Genomic DNA, 18259 nt, shown 5'->3' on the forward strand with positions numbered 1-18259 from the left:
TTCCGAAGAATGGCGCTCCGCTGTCTCTGCTCGCAATAATTCGGACTTATGTTCCTCCGTGTGGCTTCAGTTGAGGCACACGGGGGCGGGGACGGGGATGGTGACGGGGGCGTGGGAAGACGCGGCGGCCGGCGGACACGGCTGATCAGATTCGTCGGCGCGGTGATCGCGTGCGGCGTCGTCCTCACGGCCGCCGGGGCGGCCTGGGCGTACTGGCATCTCAACCACAACATCAGGAGCGTCGACATCGACGGCGCGCTGGGCAGCGACCGCCCGGCGCGCCCGACACCCTCGGCCTCCGCGTCCGCATCGCCCCTGCCGAGCGGCGCCCTGAACATCCTGGTCCTGGGGTCCGATTCGCGCAGCGGCAAGCAGAACGCCGCCCTCGGCGGGGGCGACGTCTCGGGTGCCCGTTCGGACACGGCGATGGTGGTGCACATCGACGCGGGCCGCACAAAGGCCACCGTGGTCAGCATCCCGCGCGACACCCTCGTCACCCGGCCGTCGTGCCCGCTGGCGTCGGGCGGCAGGACGGCGGTGGCGTACGGGGTGATGTTCAACACCGCCTACGAGCTGGGCGGTCCGGTCTGTGCGGTCAAGACGGTCGAGTCGATCACACGGATCCGCATGGACCACTTCCTGGAGATCGACTTCTCGGGGTTCGCCAAGCTGGTGGACGCGCTCGGCGGCGTGACGGTGACGACGGACCAGGACATCGACGACGACAAGAGCCACCTGGACCTGAAGGCGGGCACCCACCACCTGAACGGCACCCGGGCCCTGGCCCTGGCCCGCACCCGGTACGGCATAGGCGACGGCAGCGACCTCGGCCGCATAGCTCTCCAGCAGAAGCTGGTGAAGGCGCTGCTGGACCAGCTCGCCTCGACGGATCTGCTCACCGATCCCGCGAAGCTGTACCGGGTCGCCGACGCGACCACCGGCAGCCTGACCACGGACACGGGCCTGGACTCGCTGCCGGAGCTGACCCTTCTGGGCGAGAGCCTGAAGGGTCTGACGTCGAAGAACGTGACGACGGTGATGATGCCGGTGGTGCCCGCACCCTCGGACGCCAACCGAGTGGTGGCGAAGGAGCCGGCGGCGAGCGAGCTGTGGGCGTCGCTGCGGTGACGACGGCCCGGAAAAAATCACCGAAGAAAATCGCGGGACGTGTCGATCCCCGGCGCGGTCGTTCGACGTAAGGGGTGTGAGGCCGGGAACAGCCCGGCCGCCGTACCCGAGGAGTCACCATGCCGCGTTTCCTGTCGATCGTGCGCGTCGACGAGACCACCGCGCCCGCTGAGGGCCCCAGCCCCGAGCTGATGCAGCGGATGGGCGAGCTGATCGAGGAGATCACCAAGGCCGGGGTCATGCTCGACACCGCCGGGCTCACGCCGGCCGCCCAGGGCGCCCGGGTGCGCTGGGAGGGCGGGAAACTCTCCGTCACCGACGGCCCGTTCACCGAGTCGAAGGAGGTCATCGGCGGCTACGCGCTCATGCAGTGCAAGGACAAGGCCGAGGCGATCGAGTGGGCCAAGCGGTTCGTGAAGGTGCACGAGGAGTACTGGACGATCACCTGCGAGGTCCGGGAGATCGCCGAGGCGTGAGGGCCGCTTTGCGTCCGCGCGCCGAGGGTGTTGCATGGTGGGCTGTGGAACAGCAGCCCGCCCCCGCCCCCGACGGCCCGGTCGGCGCCATCGAGACCGTCTTCCGGATGGAGTCCCCGCGCGTCATCGCCGGTGTCGCGCGGATCGTCCGGGACGTCGGGATCGCCGAGGAGTTGGCGCAGGACGCCCTGGTCGCCGCTTTGGAGCAGTGGCCGCGGGACGGCGTGCCCGACAACCCGGGCGCCTGGCTCATGGCCGCCGCCAAGCACCGCGCGATCGACCTCGTGCGCCGTCGGGAGAGGTACGCGCGCAAGCTGGAGGAGGTCGGGCGGGACCTTGAGGCGACGCCGTACCACGTGGACGTGCCGTCCGACCCGGACGACATCGACGACGACCTGCTCCGGCTCGTGTTCACCGCCTGCCACCCGGTGTTGTCCGCCGAGTCCCGCATCGCGCTCACCCTGCGGCTGCTCGGCGGACTGACCACGGCCGAGATCGCACGCGCGTTCCTCGTGCCGGAGGCCACCGTCGCGCAGCGCATCGTCCGCGCGAAACGGACGCTCGCGACGAAGGGCGTCGCCTTCGAGGTGCCGTACGGCCCCGAGCGCGAGGCCCGGCTCGGGTCCGTGCTCGAGGTCATCTACCTGGTCTTCAACGAGGGGTACGCGGCCACGGCCGGCGACGACCTGCTGCGCCCGGCCCTGTGCGAGGACGCCCTGCGGCTGGCCCGGGTGCTGGCCGAGCTGATGCCCAAGGAGCCCGAGGTGCACGGGCTGGCCGCACTGCTGGAGTTCCAGGCCTCCCGAACCGCGGCCCGCACCGGGCCGGACGGCGGGCCCGTGCTGCTGAAGGACCAGAACCGGGCACGCTGGAACCGCCTGCTCGTCGCCCGCGGCATCGCTGCCCTCGGCCACGCCGACGCGGTTGCCGCGGGAGCCCCTGGCCCGTACGTCCTGCAGGCCGCGATCGCCGCCTGCCACGCGCTCGCGCACACGTACGAGGAGACGGACTGGGCACGTATCGCCACGCTGTACGGGCTGCTGGCCGACCGCTCCCCCTCACCGGTCGTCGAGCTGAACCGCGCGGTCGCCGTCTCGATGGCCCAGGGCCCGGGCCCGGCCCTGGAGATCGTCGACCGGCTGGCCACCGAACCGGCCCTGCGCGACTACCACTTGCTGCCGAGCGTCCGCGGAGACCTGCTGGCCCGGCTCGGGCGCAGGGCCGAGGCCCGTGAGGAGTTCGTCCGGGCCGCCGCCCTCGCCCGCAACGAAAGGGAACGTGAGCTGCTCACGGCACGCGCGGAGGACTGTCGTTAGGCGGGGTGCCCGAGCAGCATCGTCGGCGCCCCGGCGACCCGGGTCAGGAACACGGTCACCGCGTTCGGGCCGTGCGGCTTGGGCAGGACCTTGCGGCGCAGCTCCTCCGGTTCGACGGCCGAGCCGCGCTTCTTCACGGTCAGGATCCCGACCTCCCGCTCCCGCAGCAGCGCCTTCAGCTTCTTCACGTTGAAGGGGAGCCGGTCGGTGATCTCGTACGCGGTGGCGTACGGGGAGTCGCGGCGCCCGTCCGCCGTCACATAGGCGATCGTCTCGTCGATCAGGCCGCCGTCCACGTCCTCGGCCACCTCCGCCACCAGGTGGGCGCGGATCACGGCGCCGTCAGGTTCGTAGAGGTAGCGGCCGAGCGGACGCACCGGCGGGTCGGGCAGGCCGCGACCGCGCAGCACGCGCGGTCCGGGCAGGAGCGTGGCCCGTACCTCGCCCGGCCGCGTGCCGAACCACAGCACCGCCTCCTTCACGTCCCCGCCGTCCGAGATCCACTCGGCCTCCGCCTCGCCGGGCACCATCTCGTGCGGGATGCCCGGCGCCACCTTGAGGGCGGCGTGCGGGGCCTTCAGGGCCGTGGCCACCGCCCAGGACAGCGGGGGCGAGTACGCCTCCGGATCGAAGATGCGGCCGCGCCCTCCTCGCCGCGCGGGATCGACGAAGACGGCGTCGTACGAGGAGACGTCCACCTCGGTGACGTCGGCCTCGCGGACCTCGATCAGGGAGGCGAGGCCCAGCGCGTCGGCGTTCGCGCGCGCCACGGCCGCCGTCAGCGGGTCGCGGTCCACGGCCAGGACGCGGATGCCGGCCCGGGCGAGCGCGATGGCGTCGCCGCCCACGCCGCAGCACAGGTCGGCGACGGATGCCACCCCGAGGGCCCGGAAACGCTCGGCGCGGTGGGTGGCGACCGTCGCCCTGGTGGACTGCTCGACGCCGTTCGGCGTGAAGAACATCCGCTGTGCGTCGCCCGCGCCGAACTTCGCCGCCGCCCGCTCCCGCAGCCGTGCCTGGGCGAGGGCCGCGGAGACCAGCTCGGCGGGGTGCTCGCGGCGCAGCCGGGTGGCGACGGCCAGCTCCCGCGCCGGGTCGGTGCCGCGCACCTCGTCCAGGAGGGCGCGGCCCTCAGGGGTGAGCAGGGAGGCGAAGGAGAGGTCGTTCACCCGGTCATTGTCGGCCAGTCGGTGGATGGCGTGCGCGGGGTCGCGGTGTCGGCCCGCCGTGGCCGACGGTGGCTGGAAGGATCCGACACCATGCGACTCGTAGGACAAGATGACAAAAAGGGCGCAAAATGCACCGGTGTGCGTGTGTCGCGCTTGACGGGTCCTGGGCCGACGGTCGCGGCGCGCGCGGGCCTCGCCGTCCTGGCCGCCACCACCGTTGCCGTCGGGTGCACCGGTAGCGAAGGGGCGCGCGGAGCGCGCGGCGCGGACGAGGAGGTCCACGTCGACCACTGGGAGTACCCCGAGTGGGACCGGAGCCTGCACCCCGGGGACATCGTGCTGACGCACTTCCGCGGCCGGGCGGACTGGAACGGCACGATGCCCGACGTGATCCGCGCATTTCTGAAGAAGGTGACCGACGACGGGTACGCGGTGGCCCGTCTGGAGGACTACCTGTGAGGGCACGGCGGCTGCGCGCACTGCTGGCGGGGGTCCTGGCCGCCGCGGTCCTGGCCGGGACGGCGGGCTGCGCCCAGTCGGTCGACCCCATCGAACGGCTGGGCAAGAAGGCGGCGCAGAGGGTGCGCAGGTCGTACGGTCCGCACGACGGGGCGTACCGCCACTGGGGGCTCACCGCCCCGCTCGCTCCCGCGCCCCGGCCGCCCGCCGCCTGCCCCGGCACGCCGGCCCGGAGCAGGGACTGCCGGAGGTCCTCGACCGCGTCCCCACCCGCGACAAGGTCGTCTTCCTCACGTACGACGAGGGCGCGGAGCGGGACCCCCGGTTCGTCGAGATGGTCCGTGACCTGCGGCTGCCCATCAGTGTGTTCCTCACGGACACGGCCGCCGGACCGGCGTACGCGCGACTCGCGCGGCTACGGGCGGCAGGGGCGACCATCGAGAACCGCACCCCGGACCACGCCGGACTGCGCGGCCGGCCCTACGCGGAGCAGCGCGCCCAGATCTGCGCCGGGCGGGACCGGCTGCGCTCCCGCCTGGGCCGGCGCCCCGTTCTGCTGCGCCCGCCCTACGGCAGGTACGACCGCACTACCCTCCGGGCCGCGGCGGACTGCGGTATCAAGGCCCTGATCCTGTGGCGTCCGACGCACGCCTATGGAAGGTCCACGGCCCTCCATCCGGGCGACATCCTCCGCCCCCACGAACCGGGCCGCCCCCTGGCCTCCCTGACCTCGGAGACGACCCGCGTCCTGCGCCGCCTGCAGGCGAGGGGATTCACGGTGGCCCGCTTGGAGGACTACCTCTGACGCCCGCCCCGCGTGTCAGCGCCGGGCCGACGACGGACGCCCGCGAAGAACAAGCCCGTCTGGGGGTCCTCCCTGCTCGAAGAGCTCGGGGGAGTCCGAGGGGGAGTCTGAGGACGAGGCCGTCAGGCCGATAGAGGGGTCTGGGGGCGGAGCCCCTGGGACAGCCACCGCACCCGGGTGCAGAACGCACCCCGGGCAACCGAACTCAGTCACGGCGCGCGCCGCGGCATTGGCACTCCGCTTGACCGAGTGCTAATCGCGGTCATAGTCTCGGCTCTGGCACTCGCCACCGGAGAGTGCCAACAAAGCGACGGGCAGGTCCGGCACCCGCGACGACGGATCGACCTGGTCGCCACCTCAGACAGTTAACCCCGTGAGATCTCCGAAGGGGGAGGTCGGATCGTGACGACCGCCAGCTCCAAGGTTGCCATCAAGCCGCTCGAGGACCGCATCGTGGTCCAGCCGCTGGACGCCGAGCAGACCACGGCCTCTGGCCTGGTCATCCCGGACACCGCCAAGGAGAAGCCCCAGGAGGGCGTCGTCCTGGCCGTGGGCCCGGGCCGCTTCGAGGACGGCAACCGCCTTCCGCTCGACGTCAAGGTCGGCGACGTCGTGCTCTACAGCAAGTACGGCGGCACCGAGGTGAAGTACAACAACGAGGAGTACCTCGTTCTCTCGGCTCGCGACGTGCTCGCGATCATCGAGAAGTAAGTCACCTCAGCATTCCTGCTGTGAGCTGCGCCCCTGGCCCCCGCGACCGATAAGAAGCCGGGCGCCCGGGGCGCAGTTTCTTTTTCACCCAAGATTTCCGAGAGGGCTCCCGCTGCCATGGCGAAGATCCTGAAGTTCGACGAGGACGCCCGTCGCGCCCTCGAGCGCGGCGTCAACAAGCTGGCCGACACGGTCAAGGTGACCATCGGCCCCAAGGGCCGCAACGTCGTCATCGACAAGAAGTTCGGCGCCCCCACCATCACCAACGACGGCGTCACCATCGCCCGTGAGGTGGAGATCGAGGACCCGTACGAGAACCTCGGCGCCCAGCTGGTCAAGGAGGTGGCGACCAAGACCAACGACATCGCGGGTGACGGCACCACCACCGCCACCGTGCTCGCCCAGGCGCTGGTGCGCGAGGGCCTGCGGAACGTCGCCGCGGGCGCCTCCCCGGCCGCCCTGAAGAAGGGCATCGACGCCGCCGTCAAGGCCGTCTCCGACGACCTGCTGGCCACCGCGCGCCCGATCGACGAGAAGTCCGACATCGCCGCCGTCGCCGCGCTGTCCGCCCAGGACCAGCAGGTCGGCGAGCTGATCGCCGAGGCGATGGACAAGGTCGGCAAGGACGGTGTCATCACCGTCGAGGAGTCCAACACCTTCGGTCTGGAGCTGGACTTCACCGAGGGCATGGCCTTCGACAAGGGCTACCTGTCGCCGTACTTCGTGACGGACCAGGAGCGCATGGAGGCCGTCCTCGACGACCCGTACATCCTGATCAACCAGGGCAAGATCTCCGCCATCGCGGATCTGCTGCCGCTGCTGGAGAAGGTCATCCAGGCCGGCTCCTCCAAGCCGCTGCTGATCATCGCCGAGGACCTCGAGGGCGAGGCCCTGTCCACCCTGGTCGTCAACAAGATCCGCGGCACCTTCAACGCGGTCGCCGTCAAGGCCCCCGGCTTCGGTGACCGCCGCAAGGCGATGCTGCAGGACATGGCGGTCCTCACCGGCGCCACGGTCGTCTCCGAGGAGGTCGGCCTCAAGCTCGACCAGGTCGGCCTGGACGTGCTGGGCTCCGCCCGCCGCGTCACCGTCACCAAGGACGACACGACCATCGTCGACGGCGCCGGCAAGTCCGAGGACGTCGCGGGCCGCGTCAACCAGATCAAGGCCGAGATCGAGACCACGGACTCCGACTGGGACCGCGAGAAGCTCCAGGAGCGCCTCGCGAAGCTGGCCGGCGGCGTGTGCGTGATCAAGGTCGGCGCCGCCACCGAGGTGGAGCTGAAGGAGAAGAAGCACCGCCTGGAGGACGCCATCTCCGCGACCCGCGCCGCGGTCGAGGAGGGCATCGTCTCCGGTGGTGGCTCCGCCCTGGTCCACGCCTCCAAGGTGCTGGCCGACGGCCTCGGCAAGGAGGGCGACGAGGCCACCGGTGTCGCCATCGTGCGCCGCGCGGTCGTCGAGCCGCTGCGCTGGATCGCCGAGAACGCGGGCCTGGAGGGCTACGTCATCGCCTCCAAGGTCGCCGAGCTGGAGAAGGGCAACGGCTACAACGCCGCCACCGGCGAGTACGGCGACCTGATCAAGGCCGGCGTCATCGACCCGGTCAAGGTCACCCGCTCCGCCCTGGAGAACGCCGCCTCCATCGCCTCCCTGCTTCTGACGACCGAGACCCTGGTCGTCGAGAAGAAGGAAGAGGAGGAGCCCGCCGCGGCCGGCCACGGCCACGGTCACGCCCACTGACGTACGACGCACGTCGCAGTAGGCCCGGCGCCCCGAGAGGGTGCCGGGCCTTCCCGCTGTCCCGGCGCCCCGAGAGGGTGCCGGGCCTTCCCGCTGTCCCGGCGTCCTACCGCTCCAGCTCGTCCAGGGCCCCCAGCTGCTCCATCAGCCCCAGCTGGTCGTGCTGCCACCAGGTCTCGGCGATCTTCGCGTCCTCACCGAAGCGGAAGAGGGTCATACCGGACATGCCGACCCTCCTGCCGGTGGACGGGATGCCCAGGAACTCGCCCTTGTGCGTGGCGTCCCAGGTCCACCGCGCGCACACCCGGTCGCCCTGCTCGATCAGGTCCTCGATGGTGAAGGTGAAGTCGAAGGCGTCCCGCCACATCCGGTACTCGCGCCGGATGGCGTCCAGGCCGATGGTGTCCTGCGGGTTGACGGGGTCGTGGCTGTGGCAGCCCTCCGCGATCAGGTCGTTGAGCGGTGGCAGTTCGCCCGCCGTCGCGAGCGTGCCGAACAGGCGTCGCACCGCATCCGTGTACAACTGCTCGTCCCGTACCACCTCCAGATCGACGAAGGTGGGCATCTCGTCACACAGGGCGACCATCTCGCGGAAGACCTGGTCGGTCTCCGGGAGGTTGGAGTTCCGCATCGCCTCCTCGTAGGAGGGGAACTCCACGATCTCGATGAAGTGCGAGGCGTCGGACCGGTCCCTGCCGATCACGTCGTGGGTCGCCGTCCGCCTGCCCCTGGTCTTCTCGACCCATCTGTCCATGATCCGGTTCATTTCGTCGAACCGGCTGGTCTTGCAGTCGATGAGCTGCACGAATGTCATGACGCCGCCTCCGGCCCCCCTGGGTCCTGACGCAGATATGCCCCATTTTCCCACCCGAGGGGCGGCGTCACCCGCGCTACTGCGGCCCGTACTTGCGCCCCGTCCGCGAGCTGATCCCGCCCAGCAGCGCGCGCGGCGTCACCTTCACCATGCCCATCAGCACCTTGTACCGCGGGTCCGGGATCGACAGCGTCTTGCCGCGGGCCAGGTCGGCGAGCGCGGTGGCGACCAACTTGTCCGCGTCCAGCCACATCCAGTTCGGGATGTTGTCCGTGCCCATCCCGGCCCGCTGGTGGAACTCGGTGCGGACGAAGCCCGGGCACAGCGCCATCAGCTGTACCCCCGACCCGGCCAGGTCCTTCGCCGCGCCCTGCGTGAACTGCACGACCCACGCCTTCGACGCCCCGTACGTGCCGCGCGGCACGAACGCCGCGACCGAGGCCACGTTGACGATCCCGCCGCGACCGCGCTTCCGCATCGCCTCCGCCGCCGCGCTCGTCAGCCGCAGCACCGCCTCGCAGTGCACCTTGAGCATCCGCAGCTCGTCGGCCATCGACACGTCGAGGTAACGGCCCTTGTTGCCGAAGCCCGCGTTGTTCACGAGCAGGTCGACCGGGTTCTTCAGGTCGGACAGGCGGCGGGCCACCGCCTCGATCCCCTCGTCGGTCGCCAGGTCCGCCGTCAGCACCTCGGCCTCGATGCCGTGCCGGTCGTGCAGCTCGGTCGCCTGCTCCCGCAGCCGCTTGGTGTCGCGCGCCACCAGGACGAGGTCGTGGCCGTCGGCTGCCAGCCGCCGTGCGAACGCGGCGCCGATGCCCGCGGTCGATCCCGTAATCAGAGCCGTTGTCATGACCCAACGATAGTGACCCGGAGTCGTCGAGTCCGCCTGGCGGACCGGGCATTTCACCGGTTGCGCCGCCAAGGTCGGTGCGCCTGGGGCTAGTTCCGTCCCGCGTACTTGCGCGCGTACTCCCGTGCCGCCGTCACGCTCTCCGGGTGCAGCGCGTCACCCGCCGCCAACAGGCGCGGGAGCAGGTGCCGTTCCGTGGTCACCGCCCGGAACTGGAGGGCGACCGTCACGTCGTGGTCCGGCCGGTGCACGACGCTGATGGGGTCGCCGGCCCGTATCTCACCCGGCTCGATCACGCGCAGATAGGCGCCCGGCGCGCCCTTGTGCGTGAACCGCTTCACCCAGCCGCGTTCGCCCAGGTGCTCCTGGAAGGTACGGCACGGAATCCGCCCGCAGGTCACCTCCAGGACCAGCTCCGCCCCGATCCGCCAGCGCTCGCCGATCCGCGCGCCGGCCACGTCGAGACCCTCGGTGGTGAGGTTCTCGCCGAACGAGCCGCTCGGCAGCGACCGGCCGAGCTCACGCTCCCAGCCGTCGAGGTCCTCCCGGGCGAACGCGTACACCGCCTGGTCGTCACCGCCGTGGTGCCGCAGGTCGCACACCGCGTCCCCGGCCAGCCCGCTCGCACCGGTCCCCTTCGGCCCGGGCGCGGTCACCCGCACGGGCCCGTCCACCGGCCGCTTGTCGATGCCGGTCAGACCCTCCGGCTGGTCCGTGTACTCGACGGCCACGGGTCGGCCCACGTTCAGAGACAGAAGCTTCATGCCCGCACGGTAAGGGACCCCCGGTCAAAGCGTCGACGCATTATTCGCGACCCTACCCAAGGTTCGCTTATGCTCACAGCGTGATCGAGGCTCGACATCTCCGTGTGCTGCGCGCCGTGGCCGCCACCGGCTCCTTCTCTGCGGCGGGGCGCGAGCTGGGCTGCACCCAGCCCGCCGTCAGCCAGCAGATGAAGGCCCTGGAAGCGTCCGTCGGCACGCCGCTGCTGGTGCGCAGCGGCCGCGAGATGCGCCTGACGGAGGCGGGCGAGGCGCTGGTACGGCACGCGGCGGGCATCCTGGCCGGGCTGACCGCCGCCGAGGAGGAGGTCGCCGCCATCGCGGGCCTGAGGGCCGGCCGCGTCCGTCTCGTCTCCTTCCCGAGCGGCAGCTCCACGCTGGTCCCGGCCGCGCTCGCCGCCCTGCGCGCCGCGCACCCGGGCACCCGCGTCTCCCTGGAGGAGGCCGAACCGCCCCAGTCCGTGGAGAAGCTGCGCGCGGGTGACTGCGACATCGCGCTGGCCTTCCGCTACGAGGGCGCGGAGGTGGGCGTCGAGGAGTGGGACGACCTGGTCGTACGGCCGCTGCTCACCGACCGGCTCGTCGGGCTCGTCCCCGAGGGGCACCGGCTGGCGCGCGCGGAGTCGGTCGCCATCGGGGAACTCGCGGGGGAACCGTGGATCGCGGGCTGTCCGCGCTGCCGGGGACAGCTCGTGCAGGTCTGCGCGAGTGCCGGATTCACCCCGCGCATCGACTTCGCGACGGACGACTATCCGGCGGTCGTCGGCCTGGTCGGCGCCGGCCTCGGCGTGGCCGTCCTGCCTCAGCTCGCGGTCGAGTCAGTACGTCCGAGGGGGGTGCGCCCGGTCGCGCTGGAACCGGCGGTACGGCGGGAGATCGTCGCCCTCACGTTGCCGGACCTGGCCCAGGTGCCGGCGGTGGCGGCGACATTGGGCGAGCTGGCGCGTGCGGCCGCCCGATGAGGGATCCGTGGCAAAGACTCTCGCTCGGCGGCGGGTTCTCGGCGCGCTGCGGCGGGTGCTCGAAGAGCGGTGAGGCGGCCCCGAGACGTGTGCGGAACAGCCCCCTACATATCCCCTGATCCCCCTGATCGGCCCCCCGACATATCCCCCTCAACGGCCCGACCCCGTGAAACGGCCCCCTCACGGGCGGTGCCTGCCCCCTGAAACAGCCCCCTGCGGGCGGTAGAACGCCCCAAAGCCGGGCACATGCGCGTGCCCGTGAACGAAGAAACGTTCCTTCAGTTGTTCGAGGCGGCGTGGTCGTGGCCTCCACCGGTCGTCGAGGCCGGTACCAGCCGGTTCCGCGCCCGCCCCATGAGCTCCTCGCGCTCGTCCTCGGTCAGCCCTCCCCAGACCCCGTACGGCTCTCGCACCGCCAGGGCGTGGGCCGCGCACTCGGCGCGGACGGGGCACCTCATGCAGACCTCTTTGGCCGAGTTCTCGCGAGCGCTCCGGGCCGCCCCGCGTTCACCCTCCGGATGGAAGAAGAGCGAACTGTCGACCCCACGGCAGGCCGCATGGAGCTGCCAGTCCCACAGATCCGCGTTCGGACCGGGAAGGCGGGAGAAATCTGCCATTGCGTGTCCCCTTGATGCCGTTCTGAGCGGATATGTGTTCTCGACCGTACATCGACGATCTTATGAGATGAAAATATGACTCATTGCGAATCTAGCGCCAGACACCAGCTAACGGGAAGAAAAGCGGCTAAATGGGGCATAGGTTGTGATGAAAGTTGGGGGTTACGCTGCGCGTGTATGCACCGTGTCCGCGCCCTCACGTACAGTGCCGAAGATGGCTTGCTGCACCGTAACTCTTTCGAGTGACCATCGTTGAGAGTGCGGAGGCGGTTGAAACAACAAGCGCTCGGGCAGGCGTCCGAGGGCGTCGACCGCACAGGTGACGATTCGTACCAGCCTGGAGGCTCAAGGTGACGCGCATCAGCTGCGGAGGGCGGTCATGACATCCGTCCTCGTCTGCGACGACTCCCCGCTTGCCCGAGAGGCGCTCCGCCGCGCGGTGGCGACCGTGCCCGGTGTCGAGCGCGTGACGACGGCGGCCAACGGCGAGGAAGTCCTCCGCCGCTGGGGGGCCGACCGTTCGGACCTGATTCTGATGGACGTACGCATGCCCGGACTGGGCGGCGTCGAGACCGTGCGGCGACTGCTGTCCGCCGACCCCGGTGCGCGCATCATCATGCTCACCGTCGCGGAGGACCTGGACGGGGTGGCGCTCGCGGTCGCCGCCGGCGCGCGCGGCTATCTGCACAAGGACGCCTCGCGTGCGGAGCTGCGCGCGACCGTCACGCAGGCGCTCGCCGACCCGACCTGGCGGCTCGCGCCCAGGCGGCTGCGCTCGGCCGAGATGGGTGCCGCGCCCACGCTCACCGCACGGGAGATCCAGGTGCTGGAGGGCATGAGCCACGGCCGTTCCAACGCGGAGATCGGCCGCGAGCTGTTCCTCTCCGAGGACACCGTGAAGACGCACGCCCGGCGTCTGTTCAAGAAGCTCGGCGCGTCCGACCGCGCACACGCGGTGGCGCTCGGCTTCCGGTGGGGCCTGGTCCGCTAAGTGGATCACCGCGGGGGTGCGCAGATCCCCGCCTGCCGCAGGGCGGGCGGGGCACGGCGACCTCAGGGAAGCTCCTCCCTGGAGCCGCCCGGCGAAGGGGCCCGCCGGATGCCCGCTGCTCGTTTCGTCGCGGATGCCGCATCCTTGAGGGTGTGGAGTTCCTCGGGGACGAGTCGATCGAGCGGGAGGGGAGGGCGCAGGAGATGAGTTCCGGCGCACCTGCTCATAACGCTTCGGTGCACAACTACGGACGCGGTGCCACGGACCGGACGACGCCGAGGCACCATGGACCGATGCGCGACGACGAGACAACGCTGATCGGTGCACTCGTCCATCGCGCCGTCGACGGCGACGAGCAGGCGACCCACGATCTGCTCGCCCGCGTCCACCCTCTGGCGCTGCGCTACTGCCGCACGCGACTGTCCCGGCTGCCCGGCGACGCCCGGCACTTCGTCGAGGACCTGGCCCAGGAGGTCTGCGTCGCGGTTCTGCTCGCCCTGCCGCGCTACAAGGACACCGGGCGCCCCTTCGAGGCGTTCGTCTTCGCGATCGCCGCGCACAAGGTCGCGGACCTGCAGCGTGCCGCGATGCGTCATCCCGGCTCGACGGCGGTCCCCTCGGACGAGATGCCCGAACGACCGGACGACTCCCTGGGCCCCGAGGAGCGCGCCCTGCTCAGCAGCGACGCCGAGTGGGCCAAGAAACTCCTCGCCAACCTCCCGGAGAACCAGCGCGAGCTGCTCCTGCTGCGCATCGCAGTGGGCTTGACGGCGGAAGAAACGGGTCAGATGTTGGGAATGTCACCGGGAGCGGTGAGGGTGGCCCAGCACAGGGCCTTGAGCCGCCTGCGGGCGCTCGCCGAGCAGTAACGAGTTCCTGTCCGCCGCGACGGCGACCAGCCACGACGGCGCAGTTCCGGCGGTACCCAACTCGGTTGCCGTGGGGACGGAGGCCGTCGGGCCCGTGCATGAACAGGCAGCTCACGGACTCCGTAGGAACATACGAAGCCGAGCAGCACCCTCAACCGTGGAATGAGAGCCCCATGCTTCCCGTTAGCATGGACATCCGCACCGATCAAGGCCATTTGGGGAAGGTGTCATGACTGCAAACGTCGACGGAGTGCCCGAGAAATTCGCGACACTCGGGCTGACCTACGACGACGTGCTGCTGCTGCCGGGAGCGTCCGAGGTGCTCCCGAGCGCGGTCGACACCTCGTCCCGCATCTCCCGCAACGTCCGGGTGAACATCCCGCTGCTCTCGGCGGCCATGGACAAGGTGACCGAGTCCCGCATGGCGATCGCGATGGCCCGCCTGGGCGGCGTCGGCGTGCTGCACCGCAACCTCTCCATCGAGGACCAGGTCAACCAGGTCGACCTGGTCAAGCGGTCCGAGTCCGGCATGGTCACCGACCCCATCACCGTGCACCCCGAGGCGACGCTCGCCGAGGCGGACGCCCTGTGCGCCAAGTTCCGCATCAGCGGCGTCCCGGTCACCGACCCGGCCGGCAAGCTGCTCGGTATCGTCACCAACCGCGACATGGCCTTCGAGACCGACCGTTCCCGGCAGGTGCGCGAGGTCATGACGCCGATGCCGCTGGTCACCGGCAAGGTCGGCATCTCCGGCACCGAGGCCATGGAACTGCTGCGCCGCCACAAGATCGAGAAGCTTCCCCTGGTCGACGACGCCGGGCTCCTCAAGGGCCTCATCACGGTCAAGGACTTCGTCAAGGCCGAGAAGTACCCCAACGCCGCCAAGGACGCCGAGGGCCGCCTGCTCGTCGGTGCCGCCGTGGGCGCCAGCCCCGAGGCGCTGGAGCGCGCCCAGGCCCTCGCCGAGGCCGGGGTGGACTTCCTGGTCGTCGACACCTCGCACGGCCACAACAGCAACGCCCTCAGCTGGATGTCGAAGATCAAGTCGAGCGTGGACGTCGACGTGATCGGCGGCAACGTCGCCACCCGCGACGGCGCCCAGGCCCTGATCGACGCCGGCGTCGACGGCATCAAGGTGGGCGTGGGCCCCGGCTCGATCTGTACGACCCGTGTGGTCGCCGGCATCGGTGTCCCGCAGGTCACCGCCATCTACGAGGCCTCCCTCGCCGCCCGCCCGGCGGGCATCCCGCTGATCGGCGACGGCGGCCTGCAGTACTCCGGCGACATCGGCAAGGCGCTCGCCGCCGGTGCCGACACGGTGATGCTCGGCAGCCTTCTGGCGGGCTGCGAGGAGTCGCCGGGCGAGCTGCTCTTCATCAACGGCAAGCAGTTCAAGTCGTACCGCGGCATGGGCTCGCTCGGTGCCATGCAGTCCCGCGGCCAGGGCAAGTCGTACTCCAAGGACCGCTACTTCCAGGCCGAGGTCTCCTCCGACGACAAGCTCGTGCCCGAGGGCGTCGAGGGCCAGGTGCCCTACCGCGGCCCGCTGTCCAACGTGCTGCACCAGCTCGTGGGCGGTCTGCGCCAGACCATGGGCTACGTGGGCGCCGCCACCATCGAGGAGATGGAGTCCAAGGGCCGCTTCGTGCGCATCACCTCGGCGGGCCTGAAGGAGAGCCACCCGCACGACATCCAGATGACGGTCGAGGCGCCGAACTACAGCGCCCAGAAGTGACGCACACGCACGCGTGAAGGTTCTACAGAGGGCGGTCCCGGACACCGGGGCCGCCCTCGCCGTACCTGCGGAGGGCCGCCGTCGCAGCCGTCGGCGATACTGGAAGACGCTGAAACGCATCAGGGAAAGGCCACAGACGTGACTGAGATCGAGATCGGGCGCGGCAAGCGCGGCCGCCGGGCGTACGCCTTCGACGACATCGCCGTCGTCCCCAGCCGCCGTACGCGGGACCCGAAGGAGGTCTCGATCGCCTGGCAGATCGACGCCTACCGCTTCGAGCTGCCGTTCCTGGCCGCTCCCATGGACTCCGTCGTCTCCCCGGCCACCGCGATCCGGATCGGCGAGCTCGGCGGCCTCGGCGTGCTCAACCTCGAGGGCCTGTGGACGCGGTACGAGGACCCGCAGCCGCTGCTCGACGAGATCGCCGAACTGCCGGCCGAGACCGCGACCCGGCGCTTGCAGGAGATCTACGCGGCCCCGATCAAGGAGGAGCTGATCGGGGCGCGCATCAAGGAGGTGCGCGACTCGGGCGTGGTCACCGCGGCCGCGCTCTCCCCGCAGCGCACGGCGCAGTTCTCCAAGGCGGTCGTCGACGCGGGCGTGGACATCTTCGTCATCCGCGGCACCACGGTGTCGGCGGAGCACGTCTCCGGCTCGCACGAGCCGCTGAACCTGAAGCAGTTCATCTACGAGCTCGACGTCCCCGTGATCGTCGGCGGCTGCGCCACGTACACCGCGGCCCTGCACCTGATGCGCACCGGCGCGGCGGGCGTCCTGGTCGGCTTCGGCGGCGGCGCCGCGCACACCACGCGCAACGTGCTCGGCATCCAGGTGCCCATGGCGACGGCGGTCGCGGACGTGGCGGCGGCCCGCCGCGACTACATGGACGAGTCCGGCGGCCGGTACGTGCACGTGATCGCGGACGGCGGCGTCGGCTGGTCCGGTGACCTGCCCAAGGCGATCGCCTGCGGTGCGGACGCGGTGATGATGGGTTCGCCGCTCGCGCGTGCGACCGACGCCCCGGGCAAGGGCCACCACTGGGGCATGGAGGCCGTGAACGAGGAGCTGCCGCGCGGCAAGAAGGTCGACCTCGGCACGGTCGGCACCATCGAGGAGGTCCTCACGGGCCCGTCGCACACGCCGGACGGCTCGATGAACTTCTTCGGCGCGCTGCGGCGGGCGATGGCCACCACCGGGTACAGCGAGCTGAAGGAGTTCCAGCGGGTCGAGGTGACGGTGGCGGACTCGCAGCACCGCCGGTAGCCGTACGGCGTTCAGGGGCCCGGTTCACCCTTCGGGGTGGGCCGGGCCGACCGACGTCGGACTGCCCCGCACCACCAGACCCAGCGGCCCGAGCACCCACGCGCCCCGACTTCACAACCGATGCGCCGCCCCCGTAGGCGTTGCCCCCCGCGTGTCCAGCAACAACTGCGCCTTCACCGACAGCCCCTGCAGGTCGTACGTCCGGTGCTGTTGCAACAGAACCGTCAGGTCCGCCCCCGCCGCCGCCTCGTACAGGGAATCCGCGCGCGGGATCGGCCGGTCGAGGACGCTCCACGCGGGGACGTACGGGTCGTGGTAGCTGACGGACGCGCCCAGTTCCATCAGCCGTAGCGCGACCTCCTGCGCGGGGGAGCCGTGCAGGTCGGCGACGTCCGGCTTGTACGTCACGCCGAGCAGCAGGACGCGGGCGCCGCGGGCCGACTTGCCGTGCTCGTTCAGGAGGGTGGCGGCGCGCTGGACGACGTACTGGGGCATACGGCCGTTGACCTGCTGGGCCAGTTCGACCATCCGCAGGGTGCGCCCGGCCGTGTCCGACAGGTCCTGGGCGACGGAGTGGCCGCCGACGCCGGGGCCGGGGCGGAAGGCCTGGAAGCCGAACGGCTTGGTCTCCGCGCAGCGGATGACGTCCCACAGGTCGACGCCGAGGTCGTGGCAGAGCACTGCCATCTCGTTGACCAGGGCGATGTTGACCTGCCGGTAGTTCGTCTCCAGCACCTGCACGGTCTCCGCCTCGCGGGGTCCCCGCGCGCGTACCACCTTGTCGGTGAGGCGCCCGTAGAAGGTGGCGGCCGACTCGGTGCAGGCGGGGGTGAGGCCGCCGATGACCTTGGGGGTGTTGGCGGCGTGGAAGTCGCGGTTGCCGGGGTCGACGCGGCTCGGTGAGTACGCGAGGTGGAAGTCGCGTCCGGCGCGCAGCCCGGAGGTCTTCTCGAGGAGCGGGCGCAGGAACCCCTCCGTGGTGCCCGGCGGCACCGGCGACTCCAGGATCACGGTGGTGTGCGGGCGCAGCCGCGCGGCGAGGGTGCGGGCGGCCGCCTCCACCTGGGTGAGGTCGAGCCCGCCGTCGGCGCCGCGCGGGACGGGGGCGCAGATGACGGCGGTGCGGACGCGGCCGAGCTCGGCGGGGTTGGCGGTCGGGCGGAAGCCCCGGGCGAGCATCCGGCGCAGTTCGGCGGCGGTGAGGGAACCGGCCTCGGGGCCGGTCCGGTAGCCGAGCGTGGAGATGTCGGCGGCGACGGCGGCCTGGGCCAGGGGCAGGCCGAGATGACCGAGTCCGATGACGGCGAGATCTGCGGGCATGGCGTGGGCCGTCCTTCCCAATAGCCGAGGTGGGAGAGGTGCGCAAGCGCTGTGGACAGAACGAGCGAGCGCAATGTCAGACTAGGAGTAAATATGACCGATTTGCGGTATTGACTGGTGGCGTTTCCGTGAGTGTTGTCCACAGGCCGCGGGCGCGTGGTGGCCGAAGTCGGGCATCACGGTCAGACTTTGGGCATGGGGGAAAGGAGCAGGGCTTCGCCTGACTGACGGGTGCGGCCGGCGCGACCG

General features: G+C 71.0%; 17 protein-coding genes and 1 pseudogene. 12 read left to right on the forward strand and 6 right to left on the reverse strand.

What is annotated here, in order from left to right; all coding sequences use genetic code 11:
- Positions 1 to 48: 48 nt before the first annotated feature.
- The 3 genes from N8I84_RS24215 to N8I84_RS24225 all read left to right on the forward strand — a co-directional run bounded on the left by N8I84_RS24215 (position 49) and on the right by N8I84_RS24225 (position 2920).
- Positions 49 to 1128 (forward strand): LCP family protein, encoded by a 1080-nt coding sequence (locus tag N8I84_RS24215; RefSeq protein WP_263231481.1) that lies wholly within the window; start codon positions 49 to 51, stop codon positions 1126 to 1128.
- Between the two features lie 119 nt (positions 1129 to 1247).
- The gene (locus tag N8I84_RS24220) at positions 1248 to 1604 is read left to right on the forward strand and encodes a YciI family protein (protein ID WP_263231483.1); all 357 of its coding nucleotides are present in this window, start codon (positions 1248 to 1250) and stop codon (positions 1602 to 1604) included.
- A gap of 44 nt (positions 1605 to 1648) precedes the next feature.
- Complete coding sequence (locus tag N8I84_RS24225) at positions 1649 to 2920, forward strand: RNA polymerase sigma factor (protein ID WP_263231485.1); 1272 nt, start codon at positions 1649 to 1651, stop codon at positions 2918 to 2920.
- On the opposite strand, the gene N8I84_RS24230 is transcribed toward N8I84_RS24225, so the two are convergent.
- A complete protein-coding gene (locus tag N8I84_RS24230; RefSeq protein WP_263231487.1) occupies positions 2917 to 4089 on the reverse strand; it encodes a class I SAM-dependent methyltransferase in 1173 nt (390 codons plus the stop codon). The genes N8I84_RS24225 and N8I84_RS24230 overlap by 4 nt on opposite strands.
- 267 nt (positions 4090 to 4356) lie before the next feature.
- Here N8I84_RS24230 and N8I84_RS24235 point away from each other — a divergent pair.
- From N8I84_RS24235 to groL, 4 genes and pseudogenes are all read left to right on the forward strand, one after another.
- Positions 4357 to 4548, forward strand: a pseudogene (locus N8I84_RS24235) (polysaccharide deacetylase family protein); the annotation flags it as partial.
- Positions 4549 to 4789: 241 nt separating this feature from the next.
- The gene (locus tag N8I84_RS24240) at positions 4790 to 5353 is read left to right on the forward strand and encodes a polysaccharide deacetylase family protein (protein WP_313884347.1); all 564 of its coding nucleotides are present in this window, start codon (positions 4790 to 4792) and stop codon (positions 5351 to 5353) included.
- Positions 5354 to 5755: 402 nt separating this feature from the next.
- Positions 5756 to 6064, forward strand: a complete 309-nt coding sequence (gene groES, locus N8I84_RS24245) for a co-chaperone GroES (protein ID WP_009190181.1) — start codon at positions 5756 to 5758, stop codon at positions 6062 to 6064.
- Positions 6065 to 6181: 117 nt separating this feature from the next.
- Positions 6182 to 7807 (forward strand): chaperonin GroEL, encoded by a 1626-nt coding sequence (groL, locus tag N8I84_RS24250; protein WP_263231489.1) that lies wholly within the window; start codon positions 6182 to 6184, stop codon positions 7805 to 7807.
- 106 nt (positions 7808 to 7913) lie between these two features.
- Here the strand turns inward: groL and N8I84_RS24255 are convergent, their stop codons facing one another.
- From N8I84_RS24255 to N8I84_RS24265, 3 genes are all read right to left on the reverse strand, one after another.
- Complete coding sequence (locus N8I84_RS24255; RefSeq protein ID WP_263231490.1) at positions 7914 to 8621, reverse strand: ester cyclase; 708 nt, start codon at positions 8619 to 8621, stop codon at positions 7914 to 7916.
- Between the two features lie 76 nt (positions 8622 to 8697).
- Entirely contained in the window at positions 8698 to 9471 is a 774-nt protein-coding gene (locus N8I84_RS24260; RefSeq protein ID WP_263231491.1) for an SDR family NAD(P)-dependent oxidoreductase, read from the reverse strand.
- Positions 9472 to 9560: 89 nt separating this feature from the next.
- On the reverse strand, positions 9561 to 10235 hold the full coding sequence (locus N8I84_RS24265) for an MOSC domain-containing protein (RefSeq protein ID WP_263231492.1): 675 nt from the start codon (positions 10233 to 10235) through the stop codon (positions 9561 to 9563).
- Positions 10236 to 10315: 80 nt separating this feature from the next.
- Between N8I84_RS24265 and N8I84_RS24270 the strand changes: the two genes are divergently transcribed.
- The gene (locus tag N8I84_RS24270; protein ID WP_263231493.1) at positions 10316 to 11215 is read left to right on the forward strand and encodes a LysR family transcriptional regulator; all 900 of its coding nucleotides are present in this window, start codon (positions 10316 to 10318) and stop codon (positions 11213 to 11215) included.
- A 278-nt stretch (positions 11216 to 11493) separates the two neighbouring features.
- On the opposite strand, the gene N8I84_RS24275 is transcribed toward N8I84_RS24270, so the two are convergent.
- Positions 11494 to 11832, reverse strand: a complete 339-nt coding sequence (locus N8I84_RS24275) for a WhiB family transcriptional regulator (RefSeq protein WP_263231494.1) — start codon at positions 11830 to 11832, stop codon at positions 11494 to 11496.
- Between the two features lie 379 nt (positions 11833 to 12211).
- Here N8I84_RS24275 and N8I84_RS24280 point away from each other — a divergent pair, with 379 nt between their 5' ends.
- From N8I84_RS24280 to N8I84_RS24295, 4 genes are all read left to right on the forward strand, one after another.
- Complete coding sequence (locus tag N8I84_RS24280) at positions 12212 to 12823, forward strand: response regulator transcription factor (protein WP_003948568.1); 612 nt, start codon at positions 12212 to 12214, stop codon at positions 12821 to 12823.
- 293 nt (positions 12824 to 13116) lie between these two features.
- Positions 13117 to 13692 (forward strand): sigma-70 family RNA polymerase sigma factor, encoded by a 576-nt coding sequence (locus tag N8I84_RS24285; RefSeq protein WP_055493219.1) that lies wholly within the window; start codon positions 13117 to 13119, stop codon positions 13690 to 13692.
- 229 nt (positions 13693 to 13921) lie between these two features.
- On the forward strand, positions 13922 to 15427 hold the full coding sequence (guaB, locus tag N8I84_RS24290; protein WP_263231496.1) for an IMP dehydrogenase: 1506 nt from the start codon (positions 13922 to 13924) through the stop codon (positions 15425 to 15427).
- A 138-nt stretch (positions 15428 to 15565) separates the two neighbouring features.
- Positions 15566 to 16690 carry a GuaB3 family IMP dehydrogenase-related protein gene (locus tag N8I84_RS24295; RefSeq protein WP_263231498.1) on the forward strand — a complete coding sequence of 375 codons (1125 nt, stop codon included), beginning with the start codon at positions 15566 to 15568 and terminating at the stop codon, positions 16688 to 16690.
- Between the two features lie 111 nt (positions 16691 to 16801).
- Here the strand turns inward: N8I84_RS24295 and N8I84_RS24300 are convergent, their stop codons facing one another.
- Positions 16802 to 18010 carry a nucleotide sugar dehydrogenase gene (locus N8I84_RS24300; protein WP_263231499.1) on the reverse strand — a complete coding sequence of 403 codons (1209 nt, stop codon included), beginning with the start codon at positions 18008 to 18010 and terminating at the stop codon, positions 16802 to 16804.
- Between the last annotated feature and the right edge of the window lie 249 nt (positions 18011 to 18259).

Source organism: Streptomyces cynarae, assembly GCF_025642135.1.
GTDB lineage: Bacteria > Actinomycetota > Actinomycetes > Streptomycetales > Streptomycetaceae > Streptomyces > Streptomyces cynarae.

Bases quoted from the DNA above. Each gene is read 5' to 3' on its own strand.
- N8I84_RS24215 (WP_263231481.1), top strand. From the start codon at position 49: ATGTTCCTCCGTGTGGCTTCAGTTGAGGCACACGGGGGCGGGGACGGG.
- N8I84_RS24220 (WP_263231483.1), top strand. From the start codon at position 1,248: ATGCCGCGTTTCCTGTCGATCGTGCGCGTCGACGAGACCACCGCGCCC.
- groL (WP_263231489.1), top strand. From the start codon at position 6,182: ATGGCGAAGATCCTGAAGTTCGACGAGGACGCCCGTCGCGCCCTCGAG.
- N8I84_RS24255 (WP_263231490.1), bottom strand. From the start codon at position 8,621: ATGACATTCGTGCAGCTCATCGACTGCAAGACCAGCCGGTTCGACGAA.
- N8I84_RS24260 (WP_263231491.1), bottom strand. From the start codon at position 9,471: ATGACAACGGCTCTGATTACGGGATCGACCGCGGGCATCGGCGCCGCG.
- N8I84_RS24265 (WP_263231492.1), bottom strand. From the start codon at position 10,235: ATGAAGCTTCTGTCTCTGAACGTGGGCCGACCCGTGGCCGTCGAGTAC.
- N8I84_RS24275 (WP_263231494.1), bottom strand. From the start codon at position 11,832: ATGGCAGATTTCTCCCGCCTTCCCGGTCCGAACGCGGATCTGTGGGAC.
- N8I84_RS24280 (WP_003948568.1), top strand. From the start codon at position 12,212: ATGACATCCGTCCTCGTCTGCGACGACTCCCCGCTTGCCCGAGAGGCG.
- N8I84_RS24285 (WP_055493219.1), top strand. From the start codon at position 13,117: ATGCGCGACGACGAGACAACGCTGATCGGTGCACTCGTCCATCGCGCC.
- guaB (WP_263231496.1), top strand. From the start codon at position 13,922: ATGACTGCAAACGTCGACGGAGTGCCCGAGAAATTCGCGACACTCGGG.
- N8I84_RS24300 (WP_263231499.1), bottom strand. From the start codon at position 18,010: ATGCCCGCAGATCTCGCCGTCATCGGACTCGGTCATCTCGGCCTGCCC.